Source organism: Agrobacterium salinitolerans (assembly GCF_002008225.1).
Taxonomy (GTDB): Bacteria; Pseudomonadota; Alphaproteobacteria; order Rhizobiales; family Rhizobiaceae; genus Agrobacterium; species Agrobacterium salinitolerans.
On record NZ_MRDH01000002.1, the window covers coordinates 187,911 to 201,717 of the forward strand.

Sequence of the window (13,807 nt, forward strand, 5' to 3'; positions counted from 1 at the left end):
AGGAGTATCACCATGGGCACTATCCGTATTCTCGACGGCGGCATGAGCCGCGAATTGCAGCGGCTCGGCGCCGAGCTGAAACAGCCGGAATGGTCGGCGCTGGCGCTGATCAATTCCCCCGATATCGTGCGGCAGGTGCATGCGGAGTTCATCGAGGCCGGTGCCGATGTCGTCACCACCAATTCCTATGCGCTGGTGCCCTTCCACATCGGCGAAGAGCGTTTCCAGAAGGATGGTGCATCGCTGATCGCCCTTTCTGGCAAGCTGGCCCGCGAGGCGGCGGATGCTTCCGGTCGCAAGGTGCTGGTTGCCGGTTCGCTGCCGCCGATCTTCGGCTCCTATGAGCCGCAGAATTTCGATGCGGGCCGGGTGCAGGACTATCTCAAGGTGCTGGTCGACAATCTCGCTCCTTCAGTCGATGTCTGGCTCGGCGAGACGCTGAGCCTGATCGCCGAGGGCGAGGCGGTGCGGCAAGCCGTTGCCGCAACGGGTAAGCCGTTCTGGATCTCCTTTACGCTCAACGATGACGCCGCTGCGGTCGCCGGTGGCGAACCCGCGCTACGGTCAGGCGAAACGGTGAAGGCTGCCGCCGAATGGGCGGCGCAATCGGGTGCTGCTGCCCTGCTGTTCAACTGCAGCAAGCCGGAAATCATGAAAGCCGCCGTCGAAACCGCCTCCGCCGTCTTTGCGGACAAGGGTGTTTCGCTCGAGATCGGCGTTTATGCCAATGCTTTCGAGGGCGAACAGGGCGATTCCGCTGCCAATGAAGGCCTGCACGGCACCCGTGCCGACCTGACAGACGATGTCTATTCCCGTTTTGCCTGCTCCTGGGCGGATGCGGGCGCGACCATGATCGGCGGCTGCTGCGGCATTGGTGCGGCGCATATCCACAAGGTTGCGACAGCGCTGCGGCGCGGGGCCGCCTGACGCGGTCGGCGGCTTTTAACGCACTATCGGGAATGAATGCGGCGGGCTGAAAGGCCGGCCGCTTTTTTGTCTGCGGCTATTGACCTCAACCATAGTTGAGGAATTATCAGTGCATGGAACACTATAATAAGGACGTTCCATGATCGAGAATTCCAAGGCGTTGAAGCTCACGCTGCTATTCGTTGCCACACTCACCATCATGGCCGGAACCACGGTCGCGCCCTCGTTGCCCGCCATCGAACAGAGCTTCCTGTCGACGCCTGATGTTGAGATCATGAGCCGCATGGTGCTGACATTGCCATCGGTGTTCGTGGCGCTCTGTGCACCGGTCGCCGGCGTGTTGGCGGATCGCTTCGGCCGCAAGCGACTGCTGCTCGGCGCGATCCTGCTTTACAGCTTTTCCGGCATGTCCGGCCTCTTTTCCGAAAGTCTTGTCGGCCTGCTCGTCGGGCGCGCTTTTCTGGGGCTGGCGATCGGCGCCATCATGACGATCGGCACGGCGCTGGTGGGCGATTATTTCGAAGGTTCGGCGCGGGAGCGCTATCTCGGCCTGCAACAGGCCTTTACTCAGATCGGCGGTGTGGTTTTTGTGGTGGCGGGTGGTTTGCTGGCGGATCTGCATTGGCGCGCGCCCTTCGCGGTCTATGCCGTCGCCCTGCTCATTCTGCCGGCAGCCCTGTTCTTTCTGACGGAGCCGGTGAGGAACGATGGCGCTGTCAAGGCCGGAGGCGAACGGGATTTTGCGGTCAACTGGCTGCTGGTGGGCGTGCTGGCGCTGGCGGTGTTTCTCGTCAATGCCCTGTTCTACACCATTCCCTCGCAGCTGCCGTTTTTCCTGCGGGAGCTTGGGGTGTTTTCCGTTAGCATTGCGGGATACGCCATCGGCATTTTCAATTTGGCCGGGGCGCTGGCGGCACTCAATTTCGGACGATTGCGGGCAAGGGTCACCGTCACCGCCATCATTGCCGTCGGGCTGGTGTCGATGACGGCGGGTTTTGCGCTGCTTGCCAGGGCCGAAGGGCTGGTTGCCTTGCTGTCATCGCTTGCGGTGGTGGGGTTTGGCCTCGGCCTGGTGATGCCGGGCATCATGTCCACCACCATCTTGCTGGCACCGCTCAGACTGCGCGGGCGTATCGCCGGAATCGTCACCGCCTCGATGTTTCTCGGGCATTTCATCTCGCCGCTGGCAAGCCAGCCATGGATTGCCCGCTTCGGTTTTGCCGCCGCCTATCGCGACATCGCCTCGATATTCGCCGCCATGGCAGGACTTGCCGTCATGGCCGCCATTTTGCAACGGTGGACGCTCATGCGAAGGGCGCGACCCTTCCCGCCGGGCGACTGACGACCGGTCTTCGACGGGCAAAAAACACGCGGGTTTTGCCCGCCACGGCATGAAGGAATTGTAAAGTTTTTGATTATAATCATTTTACTGTAAAATAAATCGATGGCGACGGCTGAAAGCTCGCATGCTTTCGCTTTTTCCCGGAAATTAGGTCCGGCGTTTCCGCCTGCTGGCGGGTCGCCGCGCCAACGCGGGAAGCGGCCTCCCCGCATTTGAGGGACAGGCTGCTTTCTGCGGCGCATGCATGATGCAGATGCGACCAGAGCCTATGATGCGGCTAGCGAAGCCTCGATGATCGGGGCGCTTGACGTGCAATGTGAGTCTTGCCGAACACCTCCGGCACGGGGAAGGAGCGGTTTTTAATGACGTGAGGCTTTCCGTGTCTTTTCTTCAAAACGCCAGTATTCGCACCAAAATCCTGTCACTCATTCTCCCGCTCTGCATCGTCGGCCTTGGCGCCACGGCTTACATGTCCACCCATTACAAGCAAGCGGACACGGCTTATTCTTTCTTTATCGCTACTGACAGTGCCGCGCTGGTGGAGCTTTCCCGCGCAAATCGCAATCTGGAGGCGATGGCCTATGGCGCCTATCAGGTCATGGCCTACGATGCGAAGGCTCCCGACTTCAAGATCGTCATGCGGGAATATCAGGGAGACAAGGGAGATTTGATATCGCGCCTGAACAATGTCAAAGCCATTTTCCCGGAAGAGGCCGCGACGGTGGACAGGTTGTTGGGGCAGGTTCAGGGCATTATTGCAATTACCGATAAGGCTGTGGAACTTGGCTCTGCCAACAGCAACCAAGAATCCGCTGCGGAACTGCTAAAGGCCGATGTTGCAATCCGCTCGGTCGGAAGTGATATCGCCGCCCTCTTGGACAAGCTTGCCAAGGGTGTCGTCAAGGGAAGCACCCAACTGACGGATCAGACCAATTCGACCATCATGGCCTCGCTGGTGATTGTCGGCATCGCTTTTGCGGTCGGTATCATTCTGGCGCTGTTCGTGGCGTCCCGTGGCATCACCACCCCGATCGCCCGTCTGCGCGAGCGCATGGTATCGCTTGCCGGCGGCGAGACGGCCACGGAGATCGATGGCATGGCGCGTCGGGATGAGGTGGGCCAGATGGCGAAAGCCGTACAGGTCTTCCGGGAAAACGCTATTGAGCGCATTCGTCTCGAACAGGAAACAGATGCCAACCGCACCCTCTCGGAGAAAGACCGTATCGAGCGGGAACAGCAGAAGGCAATGGAAGCCGCCGACGTCAAATTCGCCGTCGACAATCTTGCAGCCGGCCTCTCGAAGCTTTCGGAAGGCGATGTTTCCTATCGCATCGGCCAGCCGTTCACCGCGACGCTCGACGCCGTTCGTAACGATTTCAACATGTCCGCTGAAAAGCTGCAGGCGGCGCTGACCAAGGTGGCTCAGAACGCCAGCGGCATCGGCGCGGGTGCGGACGAGATCAAGTCTGCTGCCGACGATCTGGCCAAGCGCACCGAGCAGCAGGCCGCGGCCGTGGAGGAAACCGCCGCCGCTCTGGAAGAAATCACCACGACGGTCAGGGATTCCACCAAGCGCGCGCAGGAGGCGGGCCTGATCGTCAGTCGCGCCAAGACGGGCGCCGAACAATCCGGCCAGGTGGTGCGCCGCGCCGTGGTCGCTATGGAGCAGATCGCCAAATCCGCCAATGAGATCAGCAACATCATCGGCGTGATCGACGAAATCGCCTTCCAGACCAATTTGCTCGCGCTGAATGCAGGCGTGGAAGCAGCCCGCGCTGGTGAGGCCGGCAAGGGTTTCGCCGTCGTCGCACAGGAAGTGCGCGAGCTTGCCCAGCGCTCGGCCAATGCGGCGAAAGAGATCAAGGCGCTGATCACCACCTCGAACGATCAGGTACAGCAGGGTGTTCAACTGGTGGGCGACACCGGCAAGGCGCTGGAAACCATCGTTTCGGAAGTTCAGGAGATCAACCGGCACGTCGTCTCCATTGTGGAGGCCGCGCAGGAACAGTCTTCCGGACTGCAGCAGATCAATACGGCCGTCAACCAGATGGACCAGGACACGCAGAAAAATGCGGCCATGGTGGAAGAAACCAATGCCGCAAGCCACAGCCTCGCCAAGGAAGTGGCGTCGCTCAACCAGCTGCTCTCCCAGTTTCGGCTCGCTGACGGCACCCAGCAGCCGAAAAACCAGCCTGCGTCGGTTCGCAGCGCAGGCGATAACGACAGATATGTGGCATCCCCGGTCCGCGCGCTGGGTCGCAAGATCGCCTCTGCGTTTTCGGGCAATGCCGCCGTCGATACAAAAGGCGACTGGCGGGAGTTCTGAGCGGCGGTCCGTTTCCAGCATGCGTTTCGGCGGGGAGACATCCCCGCCGGCGTTCAACGGCGATGCGGCGCAATGGAAAGCCGTTCTGGCGAAATCGATGTCCACCGTGTGAAACGCAATATTTTCGCGACAGCCAGATCATCCGCATCCGCAACCAGCGCCATGGGGGGTGGCGCCGGCTCAAGCGGGAAAACATTCAATTGGTGAAGTCCGAACCCGACCGGCGGACACTCACGGCCCGCTGGGGTCCTTTTCTTTCTTTGCTTGATCGTGATGCCACTTGATGGCGAAGAACATGCCCGTGCCCAGCACGAGAATCTTGAAAGGAAAGAAGACTAAGGGAAACAAATCTACCCAATCCCAATCCATCATTTTCGTATTTCCAGTCTGTTACTTGACACAATCTATCGAGGGTAGGGCTACCTTAAAACCACTGCTTCAACAACGCCATTTTATGCCCTCGTGCAGGGTCTTTTTGACGCAGCCCGGGCCGGATCGTTTCATCCGGAGCTCTTCAATCTTACCCGCGAAACCGCAGGGTCTCGACAAACAGGCTGAAGGCGGCGGATGGATGCCGTCGGCAGGGATAATCGAGGTGATAGCCCGGCAGGTCGGGCGTAAACTTGCCGGGCACCCGCATCGATCGGCCTGCATCCAGATGCGGCCGAACCTGATCGAGCGGCAGATAGGCGAGGCCGTGCACAGGAATTGCTATTCATCCGTGAATTCGGAATAACTAAAAAATAGGTTTTTGGCGGGATACTCATGGTACCGCAATGAAGCATCGGGTACGATGTGGCACGCATGGAAAAAGACAGAGAAGCCCCCCTTATGGCTGCAGCGCACGAAGAACAGGCGCGTGCATATTGGCGGAATACACTGTTTTATGTGACGTTCCTTTATTTCACGGTCGGCTTCTCGCCCTATATTTCGCTTTCTTCGACCTATCAGGGATCCGCCATGGCGGCAGGGTCCAACCTGCTGAACCAGCTTACCGCGATCATTCTGCTTTTCAGTTTCTTGGCGTTCATGGCGAAGGAGCGTTCGTTTTCCCTCGTCTTCTCACCGCGTCTGCTGATGGCGGCGGTTTTCGGCTGGTTTGTTTTCACCTCGCTGATGGGCGAGGCGCCGGCGTTTTCGCTGCGGCGGCTTGCCATGTGCGCCATCATCTGCGTGCTTGCCGGCGGCTTCCTGCAATTGCCGCGCACCGAGCGGCATTTTACCACGCTGCTTGCCGCATGCACCCTGATCATATTGTTCCTGTGCTATTTCGGAATCATCGTGCTGCCCTCACGCTCGATCCATCAGGCCAGCGATGCGCTGGAGCCATTGCTGGCAGGGGACTGGCGCGGGGTTTTCCGCCATAAGAACGAGGCCGCCTCGGTCATGGCGGTTTTGATCATCGTCGGTATTTATCTCTGCAAGCGCTGGTCGTTCATCGGCGGGTTGTCGGTGCTGTTGCTGTCGCTGCTCTTTCTGGTGAAGTCAGGCGGCAAGACCGCGCTCGGCCTGATGCCTATCATCATTGCGACAGGCTGGTTCATCCTGCGCTGGCCCCGTTGGCGCTACCCCGTCGTCACCTTGTTTCTGGCGGTTTTCGCGCTCGTGACCGTCGGCACCACGGTCGATCCCGTCTTTTCGCAGATGCTGACGAAGCTGGGGCTCGATGCCAGCTTTACCGGCAGACGGGATATCTGGACCGTCGCCATCGATTACATCCGTCAAAGCCCGCTACTCGGATACGGCTATCAGGCCTTCTGGCGCAGCGACGCCCTGATGTCGAGTTTCACCGAGAACAACACCTGGGCGACGACCGCGCCGGATTCACATAATGGTTATTTCGACCTGCTGCTTGCGGGCGGCGTCCCGGGGTTTGGGCTGGTGCTAATGTGGATTTTCCTGCTGCCGCTTCACTATCTCGGTAAAATGGATGAGGCCACGCGCAATAGCCCCCTGACGCGGCTTTATGTCGGCGTCTGGCTTTATGTCCTGCTCTACGGTTTTCTGGAAACGCTGTTCTTGCTCAGTTCGGGCTTCGTCTGGTTTTTTCTCCTCGTCGCGGTCATGGGCCTGCACCTGCAGGCAAACGCCAGCCTTGCCGAAGACGAGGTGGAGGCGAAACCCGCCCTGACCGGGAGCGATGCGATTATGTAATTAAAAAGCTTGATCTCCACAAAAGTGAAGAATGTTCTCAATGTCGCTTGGAGCGCGGCGGGCTTCGGGCAGATGCGACCCATCGGCTGTGTCGAGCGCGAGCTCGCACAGTGAATGTGCGATCAGCGATGTTGCCTGAAGCCCTATGAGGATGTCTGAAATTGCTTGTGCCATGGCCTCAGAAACGTTTGCTTCCAAGCGTATCGAAGAGCAAGCTGCTCAAGGCTTCATGCTTGGTTGCTCGAAAATCAATAAATAGTTGATTTTAATGGCGCACCCGACATCATTCGATTGGCTGAATATAGGCGAAATTTCCTTTTAAAATCAATGATTCTTATTCGTCCGCATGACGGGTTTTGTACTCAGTTTTGTACCTTGAATAGCTTGCCGGTAACGTACTTGGTCACTTTGTTGCGCGCTGATCTCAAAGCGGGCGGTTCAATTCCGTGATATCGCCTTTGACGCAGGAGTCACTGTTGAAGGAAAGCGATATCCGCGGTGCGGAGCTCTCCTTTTGCGAAGCTATCGAATTTTACGCCTTTCGGTATTTTGCAAGGAGCTTGCCTATGTCTGGGAGCTGCGATGCTCGTCTTGTCCTTTGATCGGTGAGCATGCCTAGGTTGTTGAATTTGACGTGTATGGCCTGTTTTGAGACTTCAAAGTATGTAAGAAGCTGTGTGAGAAGCTGCTCGTATGCTTGATAATTGTGGGGCTGATCGTCTACGAAAATATAACCGTGACCCCTGTCTGTTATATCTAGCATGCGCCGAAATTCGGCCGTCTTTCTTTTGAAAATCTCGTCAGGTAGGATTAGGTTAGATGCAAACGAATTTGCTTGGAATTCTAGCCGCTCGTAATGGAAGCTGTTTTCCTTTTCGCTAGTTATTCGAAGATCGTTTTCAATAACGCTTTCGGATGCAAGATATAGGTGGTGTTTAAGGAAAAAGTGTCCAATCTCGTGGGCGAGAGTAAATCGCTCCCTCGTAACGTTGCCGTGAGCGTTAATAAAGATTGCCCTGCGATCAAAATTTGCTGTTCCCAATATCTCTGTGCCATCAATGTCGTGGACATATTGGTCCGTGAACTGAAGATCTATTGAGAGCGCAGTGCAAATCTCCTCTAGATTAATCGGACCTTCTTGATATCCCACTAGTTCTAACAACTCGCGCGAAGAGCTTTTTATCGCATCGGTCGAGAGGTATGGAGCGACCAGATTGGCATCTCCGCGACTGGGTTGGCTTGGATTTGCGTCGTGTTCAAGGCTCTGCAAGAGCTCCCTGACGGTTCCAAAAAAAAGACCGTCATGAAAGGCCGAGAACTTCAAAGATTTTTCAGAAGCTCTACTTCTGAAGATTTGTTTCTTTACAAAGTTATTCCCGATCAGTGAACCGCCGCGGCGGTCCGCAACGATTTCCAGCCCATATTCATCGAACTTGACGATACCCATCTTGCTGTGCCGAGCAACATGTTCTGCTCCCGACTGGAGGCGTGACGAGATGACCAATACACCTTTTGCCGCATGGCGAAAGATTCGGCTCAGCTTGTGCGAAAAATCATTAACGTGAATTTCTGGGATGCTTCCATCGTAATTCTTACACTCGAACACGATATACGAGTGTGGGGTCGAGCTCCCTCTACGATAGAACTCAATAACTACATCAAACTCTACATTTGCGCCTCGTTCGGAGCAAAAGTACTCTTGTCTCCTTAGAATTTTGCAGTTCTCTGGGGGGTAGGCATCGAAGATCAGTTCGCCACGCTCTTTTTGGGCGATAAGGTACTGATAAAAGGCCTCTTCGAGCTCATCGCCCTTCAGTGTTGAATTCACGGTTTTCCTCGGGACATCGTGAAGAATTTACCATGATTGCTCCACACCAATACATAGGGCTATTCCATAATGCACAGGTTTAAGGATTGTCACTTTACTTCCAGAAAGCGAACAACAATGCGATTTCCAATCGTTGGAAAGGTGATATCTAAGAATGTGCCTTTGCGAGGGTACCAAGGCTAGATCGCCGAACGGCGGTCGGACCGGTGTTAGTCTTTCCCTTTGCCTATCAGTTCAATGAAATTTGGCGGCTCAACATTTTCCTGTGCCGTTGAGAGGCTGGGCCGAAAAAGTGCATTTAGGACAAGCGCACGCTCATTTGCGGAGGCATTACTTGTTTCGATGAGATGGACATAGGTGTCCATCATGGTTTCTCGCTGGCGCGCATCGTCCATCATAAGCATAGAACGGCCGTTGAAGCGGACGACAAGTCTTATCGCCCAAAAGTAAAGGACGAGCGGCGTTGTAACGATCACCAATTTACTGATAGTAATCGCCGTTAGGTGCGCGCCATCATTGGGGTTGAGGCCTGTGCTAGCGGCTTCGCTAATTTTCCTAAGCAACTCGCTTGCCTCGCTTATGTGTGTAAGCAGTATCAATGGCGGAAATCCCAGCATGATAGCCAAAACAAATGCGGATATCTGAAAGGCTCTTGCTCCTTCATTCGCGCGCTTAGCCCACAGTTTGCGATTTGAATCGATACGCAGCTCCTCGCGGACCGCCGTAGAAAAGGCCGCAATGTTGGCCTTACTCGTCTCCACGGTACTGTAGATTTCCTCGACAGTCTCTCTCATTAAAGCAAAGCTCTTCTCGGCCTTCTCTGCGCTTTCGATTACTGTAGTCGCATTCGCAACTTTGGCATCAAGAGTTTCCAGAAGGGAAGCGGCTGCGTTGCTGCTTGCCGGGAGGTTTGTCTCTTTCCACGCGCAATAGGCTCCCATGTGTGCGCTTATAATTGGCGGTGGAATATCGATTGCATCAACGACTACGCCAAGTTCGACTATAAGAGCGGCTACAATGGCAACGGTAATCATGATCTGGCCATCGTTTCCCGTCGATGACTGGAGATGATGCCATTTAACCTTGAAGTTATTCACTGCAGTCAACTTGACCTGTGGATACTTCAAGCGCTTGCTGCCCCTCTCGAAATGCGCCAGCTGCTCCAGATAACGCGCGACAAAATTTGCGACCTTGGGACTGTTCTCCTGCAACCTGTTTTCTATCAGCAAAATTGTGTCACCAATTTCGCGCAACATCGCAGCTTCTGGCACTCGACCAGTGATCGGCTGTTCGTGCTGATCTCCAGCGACAGTCTCTCCTTGTTGAACAAACATATCTCTCACGATCGAGAAACACTCTTCCGCATACATAATGGCCCCCACGCGAAGCTGTCCCTAAATGCAAGCATAGATACGCTGCTCTGAAAATTCGGGCGAGTTTTTTCTTCGCGCGCGATCGAGACGTACTCAACGGAAGTAGCTATAAAATGGGTATTTAAAAACCACGTTTTATGAACTATATTCCTTGGAAAAATTGATTGGAGCATCTATGAAACCCACTTCGGTCGCCTTTTTTATGCTGTCCATTTTCGGTCTCCTTCCCATTGGCGCAAATGCAAATGAGGTATCCATCATCGGTTCTTGGCGTGGAAATTACGCTGAAAGCTGTGCTGCCGTAAAAGAGGAAAGCACCGAAGACTTTCTCAAAATCGGCAAAAAGCAGATCGCTCGTTATGAAGGAACTTGCGAGATCACACGTCAAAGCAAGCTGAAAGGCACGCATGTCCTTCAGATCCTCTGCGAGACGGAAGGTGAGACGGTTCGTGATACCCTGAAAATTACCCCTGCCGGCAATGATCGGATCAACGTCGAGGGAGCCGGCATCTATGAACGCTGCAAATAAGTTTCTGCTCACGACCAGTGTTGCTCTTGTCGGCATGAGTGTATCTCAAGCCGCAGAGGCCCAGTATTTTTCCAGCGAGGGTCGTTCAGGCCACTACGCTGATATGTTTCTGGCGGGGACGCAAAAGACGTCTATCGAGCAAAACGTGCTGACGACAGTCCGCGTCTCCAATAATTTTGGTGAGATCGAAATCCGCGATTTCGTGGTCAACTGCAATCGTCACAATGCGCAGGTTTTGGACGATGCAAACGTCAATCATCGTATCCGGGTTAAACAGACTCCAAGCAGCGCGGAAAAGTTCACATGGGAGCTTTGGCAGGCCGCTTGCCGGAAAGAGTTCGCCAAAATATCAAAGCGTGCCCCGCCTTCTACGACGCTTGAAAAACTGCCTGATCAGGTTTCCATTTCTTTCGATGGAAGTTTGTTCAGCATTCCGGTGAAGCAGTCGGATCGCAAAGAAAACCTGTCGAATTTGGTCGAAGCGAAAGTCGATGCCGAGCGGGTTTCCCTATATTGCGACACCGATAATGGCACTGCCTATTGGGCTGACAAGAAAGCTCTTGTGGGGATTGGCAGCGATTTGGTCGAAGAACTGAACGGTGATGTTTCTGCTGAGCTTGTTAGCCGTTCGCAAGCTCTGTGGAATGGTATTTGCCGCTATGGGTTGGATCGTGTCGCGAGTAATAAAACTACGCCTGTAGAGCCTCCTACGAAGCCAACAGAACAGGTTGCGGATGTTAAACCTGATCCGCTCGCATCGTCATCGTCACAGCAGCCCCATGGTGAAGCTGCCGAATACATATCGACGGTTTACGAAACCTATATCCTCGCGAAGGCCATCTGCGACCTGAGCTACTCCGGCAGTTTCGGCCTTAACGGTGCCAAAGCCAGAATGAAGGAAATGGATAATTTTGCCGGAAGCAAAGGCATAGACATCCAGTCGCTATGGGACAAGGCAACTAACAAGATGGAAAAGGATGCCGACTATAAGCTGTTCCAGCTCTACAAAACTATGCCGATTGAGCCATCTGATCGTGTTCGATTTTCCGGGGGGTGCAGCCGCATAACACCGCTCATCACTGCTGGCGTAGATAGCTATCTCTCGAAATTCGCAGGCCAATCGGGGATCAAGAAGGACTTCTGAGGGCTATTTGGTTTTCCGGCCACGGGGAAGCGTCGTGATCGATTTTACTTCGCCCTCTGCAATATCTTCAAAGAGCTCGGACACCTTGCACCCGAGCGCAATTGCGAGCTTCTCCACGGTCTTGATCGTCGGGTTCTTTGCCCCTCGCTCGACATGACCAACGTAAGACCGTTCTACGCCTGATGTAAGCGCGAGCTCATCCTGTGAGATTTGCTTTGCAACCCGGATTCTGCGGAGATTGAGCGCGAAGGTTTCTTGAATATCCATGGTCCTAAAAAACCACCTTGGCATTCTCCGCACCACGTTATAATAAACGTGGTTATATAGGACTCTAAATCCGTCATTGTCTGAGTTCGTTCAGGAGCCCCGGCTTGATTTTGCGTCCTGATATTGGGGTAAGGGGAAAAAATTTGATCAGAAAATTATCGAGCATCTGCTTGGTCGCGGTTGCTTTGGCTGGCTGTGAGCAGAAGGTTTCAGCCACCGTTTATTTGCGGGACGTGCAACGGCTTCTTTCATCGTCGGCACCCGCTGAGATACCTGTTGAAATCAAAATAGATGTCTACGAAACGAGCATCGAGCAGGAATGCCAAAAGCCCTCCGGCCAAAAGATTCTAGAGGCCGTGGCAGCTCATTTTGAGAAGGCTACTTTGCTTGGATGCGAGAAAATCGCAGCAAGCATGAATGGCCGCATGTCGATCAAGGCAACTACACGATTGGTTGCCCCTGAGCGTGAAGACGCTCCAATCAAATATCTGATCGAAATTCAGGCCAGCAGAAGACCTGATGAGAATGTTGATCCTTTGTCGCTGCGGTTCGATCCGCAGAAATACGCGGAACTTCAGGATGATCTGAAAAGGATCAGCATGATGTCAAACATTAAGCTCTCGGACACGCGGGTTTCGGTTGCAGTGAACAATGACACCGGCAATCTCGTCTCGTTGTTTTTCGTTCCCGGCTCTTTCGTTGATGGGGAAGCTGTCGATAACCAGCAAAATCGAGATCTACAGCCCCGCGAAGAAGCGCTCATCGAGCTTGGCAATGTGAAAACCGCCTCTCTCGGAAAGAATGGCTGGGCGTTCCTGTTAGGCCTGAAACACCAAAATCAACATACACAATCAAACTAAGGAATTTGGACATGCAGAAAGCAGGTGGAATTATCGGTCTCGTTGCGGGCATCTTTGGGGTCATCGCGGCTCTCGCAACACTGCTGATTGGTGGCATCGGCGCAGGCCTCGAAGCAGAAGGCGCTTCCACGATTGTTGGTCTCGGATGGGGTGGTGTTGCCGTCTCGTTCCTGACAATCGTACTTGGGGCAGTGGCGATGAGTGCGAAGACGAAAACTCCGGGGATGCTGCTGATGCTGTGTGCCGTCGTAGGAGCCGTTCTGGGGGGCATGCTTGTAGCGATTTGCATGGTGCTGGCGTTCATCGGCGGTTTGCTGGCAACGTTCGGCACCAAGAAAGCCGTTGTTGCTGCGGGTTGATGTAATCACATTTTTCATCGCCCGATTAATCAAATTTAAGTTGTATTATGCGGGCCGCACACTAGGCTGAAACAGCAAACTTGTATTGGGGGATTTTAATGCGCATCCTTTTAGGACTAGTCCTTTCTCTGGCGTTATCAGGAACGGCTTTGGCAGGAATGAAAGCTTCGTTCGAGTGGGGCCCTACCGGAAAATGCTTTGACAGCAAATCGCCGCCATTCAAAGTTTCTGGCGTCCCCGCAGGAACGACCAAGCTTTCGTTTCTGATGAAGGATCTGGACGCACCGGACTTTTATCACGGTGGCGGGAAAGTCGAATACACTGGGCAGTCAGATCTTCCTTACGGTGCATTTCGTTACAAAGGGCCATGCCCGCCCACAAAACATCGCTACACGTTCACGGTGAAGGCGCTGGATGCAAAAGGGAAAGAGTTGGGGAGCGCAACGACGGCGAAATCTTTTCCCTAAGGCTTTCCCAAAACAGAAACGAGTCGGGGCGGCTTACGGGCCGCCTTGGTGTATTAAGCAGCTCCGCGCGAAAACCGTGGTTTCGCGGCTTACCAAACCCCATTGTTTTGTCCCGTCGACTTGTATTTGATATACCGGGCATCGGTGCTCCCCAGTGACAGAATTGCTGCCCGGACGACATCGAGACAATAGGAAACTTACAGCTCTTTTCATGTGAACGCTGCTGACTAC

The 13,807-nt window shown here is 54.4% G+C and carries 14 protein-coding genes; 9 read left to right on the forward strand and 5 right to left on the reverse strand.

Features of this window, described 5'->3' with window-relative positions; translation table 11 throughout:
- Positions 1 to 12 precede the first annotated feature (12 nt).
- The 3 genes from BS627_RS01105 to BS627_RS01115 all read left to right on the forward strand — a co-directional run bounded on the left by BS627_RS01105 (position 13) and on the right by BS627_RS01115 (position 4,595).
- Positions 13 to 927 carry a homocysteine S-methyltransferase family protein gene (locus tag BS627_RS01105; RefSeq protein WP_077981462.1) on the forward strand — a complete coding sequence of 305 codons (915 nt, stop codon included), beginning with the start codon at positions 13 to 15 and terminating at the stop codon, positions 925 to 927.
- A 139-nt stretch (positions 928 to 1,066) separates the two neighbouring features.
- Positions 1,067 to 2,269 carry an MFS transporter gene (locus BS627_RS01110; protein ID WP_077981463.1) on the forward strand — a complete coding sequence of 401 codons (1,203 nt, stop codon included), beginning with the start codon at positions 1,067 to 1,069 and terminating at the stop codon, positions 2,267 to 2,269.
- Between the two features lie 379 nt (positions 2,270 to 2,648).
- Positions 2,649 to 4,595, forward strand: a complete 1,947-nt coding sequence (locus BS627_RS01115; RefSeq protein ID WP_077981619.1) for a methyl-accepting chemotaxis protein — start codon at positions 2,649 to 2,651, stop codon at positions 4,593 to 4,595.
- A 231-nt stretch (positions 4,596 to 4,826) separates the two neighbouring features.
- Here the strand turns inward: BS627_RS01115 and BS627_RS24040 are convergent, their stop codons facing one another.
- The gene (locus tag BS627_RS24040) at positions 4,827 to 4,967 is read right to left on the reverse strand and encodes a hypothetical protein (protein WP_103036226.1); all 141 of its coding nucleotides are present in this window, start codon (positions 4,965 to 4,967) and stop codon (positions 4,827 to 4,829) included.
- Between the two features lie 148 nt (positions 4,968 to 5,115).
- The gene (locus tag BS627_RS01120; protein ID WP_245306959.1) at positions 5,116 to 5,298 is read right to left on the reverse strand and encodes a type 2 periplasmic-binding domain-containing protein; all 183 of its coding nucleotides are present in this window, start codon (positions 5,296 to 5,298) and stop codon (positions 5,116 to 5,118) included.
- Between the two features lie 128 nt (positions 5,299 to 5,426).
- Here BS627_RS01120 and uppW point away from each other — a divergent pair, with 128 nt between their 5' ends.
- Positions 5,427 to 6,749: a Wzy-type polysaccharide biosynthesis protein UppW gene (gene uppW / locus BS627_RS01125; RefSeq protein WP_162520566.1), complete on the forward strand. Its 1,323-nt coding sequence runs from the start codon at positions 5,427 to 5,429 to the stop codon at positions 6,747 to 6,749.
- 532 nt (positions 6,750 to 7,281) lie between these two features.
- Here uppW and BS627_RS01130 read toward each other — a convergent pair.
- Both BS627_RS01130 and BS627_RS01135 read right to left on the reverse strand, forming a co-directional pair.
- Entirely contained in the window at positions 7,282 to 8,577 is a 1,296-nt protein-coding gene (locus BS627_RS01130) for an ImmA/IrrE family metallo-endopeptidase (RefSeq protein WP_077981466.1), read from the reverse strand.
- A 209-nt stretch (positions 8,578 to 8,786) separates the two neighbouring features.
- Entirely contained in the window at positions 8,787 to 9,947 is a 1,161-nt protein-coding gene (locus BS627_RS01135; RefSeq protein WP_077981467.1) for a DUF6161 domain-containing protein, read from the reverse strand.
- Between the two features lie 178 nt (positions 9,948 to 10,125).
- Between BS627_RS01135 and BS627_RS01140 the strand changes: the two genes are divergently transcribed.
- Together BS627_RS01140 and BS627_RS01145 are read left to right on the forward strand one after the other, a co-directional pair.
- Positions 10,126 to 10,479, forward strand: a complete 354-nt coding sequence (locus BS627_RS01140; protein WP_077981468.1) for a hypothetical protein — start codon at positions 10,126 to 10,128, stop codon at positions 10,477 to 10,479.
- Complete coding sequence (locus tag BS627_RS01145; protein ID WP_077981469.1) at positions 10,463 to 11,623, forward strand: hypothetical protein; 1,161 nt, start codon at positions 10,463 to 10,465, stop codon at positions 11,621 to 11,623. The genes BS627_RS01140 and BS627_RS01145 overlap by 17 nt, the downstream gene beginning before the upstream one ends.
- Positions 11,624 to 11,626: 3 nt before the next feature.
- Here the strand turns inward: BS627_RS01145 and BS627_RS01150 are convergent, their stop codons facing one another.
- Complete coding sequence (locus tag BS627_RS01150; protein ID WP_245306960.1) at positions 11,627 to 11,890, reverse strand: helix-turn-helix domain-containing protein; 264 nt, start codon at positions 11,888 to 11,890, stop codon at positions 11,627 to 11,629.
- A 104-nt stretch (positions 11,891 to 11,994) separates the two neighbouring features.
- Here BS627_RS01150 and BS627_RS01155 point away from each other — a divergent pair, with 104 nt between their 5' ends.
- The 3 genes from BS627_RS01155 to BS627_RS01165 all read left to right on the forward strand — a co-directional run bounded on the left by BS627_RS01155 (position 11,995) and on the right by BS627_RS01165 (position 13,576).
- Positions 11,995 to 12,750: a DUF7424 family protein gene (locus BS627_RS01155; protein ID WP_131829391.1), complete on the forward strand. Its 756-nt coding sequence runs from the start codon at positions 11,995 to 11,997 to the stop codon at positions 12,748 to 12,750.
- Positions 12,751 to 12,761: 11 nt separating this feature from the next.
- Positions 12,762 to 13,109, forward strand: a complete 348-nt coding sequence (locus BS627_RS01160; RefSeq protein WP_077981472.1) for a hypothetical protein — start codon at positions 12,762 to 12,764, stop codon at positions 13,107 to 13,109.
- A gap of 98 nt (positions 13,110 to 13,207) precedes the next feature.
- The gene (locus BS627_RS01165) at positions 13,208 to 13,576 is read left to right on the forward strand and encodes a YbhB/YbcL family Raf kinase inhibitor-like protein (RefSeq protein WP_245306961.1); all 369 of its coding nucleotides are present in this window, start codon (positions 13,208 to 13,210) and stop codon (positions 13,574 to 13,576) included.
- Positions 13,577 to 13,807 lie beyond the last annotated feature (231 nt).

Excerpts from the sequence above, each read along its gene's own strand:
- BS627_RS01160 (WP_077981472.1), top strand. The coding sequence starts at position 12,762 with ATGCAGAAAGCAGGTGGAATTATCGGTCTCGTTGCGGGCATCTTTGGG.
- BS627_RS01150 (WP_245306960.1), bottom strand. The coding sequence starts at position 11,890 with ATGGATATTCAAGAAACCTTCGCGCTCAATCTCCGCAGAATCCGGGTT.
- BS627_RS24040 (WP_103036226.1), bottom strand. The coding sequence starts at position 4,967 with ATGATGGATTGGGATTGGGTAGATTTGTTTCCCTTAGTCTTCTTTCCT.
- BS627_RS01105 (WP_077981462.1), top strand. The coding sequence starts at position 13 with ATGGGCACTATCCGTATTCTCGACGGCGGCATGAGCCGCGAATTGCAG.
- uppW (WP_162520566.1), top strand. The coding sequence starts at position 5,427 with ATGGCTGCAGCGCACGAAGAACAGGCGCGTGCATATTGGCGGAATACA.
- BS627_RS01165 (WP_245306961.1), top strand. The coding sequence starts at position 13,208 with ATGCGCATCCTTTTAGGACTAGTCCTTTCTCTGGCGTTATCAGGAACG.
- BS627_RS01145 (WP_077981469.1), top strand. The coding sequence starts at position 10,463 with ATGAACGCTGCAAATAAGTTTCTGCTCACGACCAGTGTTGCTCTTGTC.
- BS627_RS01135 (WP_077981467.1), bottom strand. The coding sequence starts at position 9,947 with ATGTATGCGGAAGAGTGTTTCTCGATCGTGAGAGATATGTTTGTTCAA.
- BS627_RS01110 (WP_077981463.1), top strand. The coding sequence starts at position 1,067 with ATGATCGAGAATTCCAAGGCGTTGAAGCTCACGCTGCTATTCGTTGCC.
- BS627_RS01140 (WP_077981468.1), top strand. The coding sequence starts at position 10,126 with ATGAAACCCACTTCGGTCGCCTTTTTTATGCTGTCCATTTTCGGTCTC.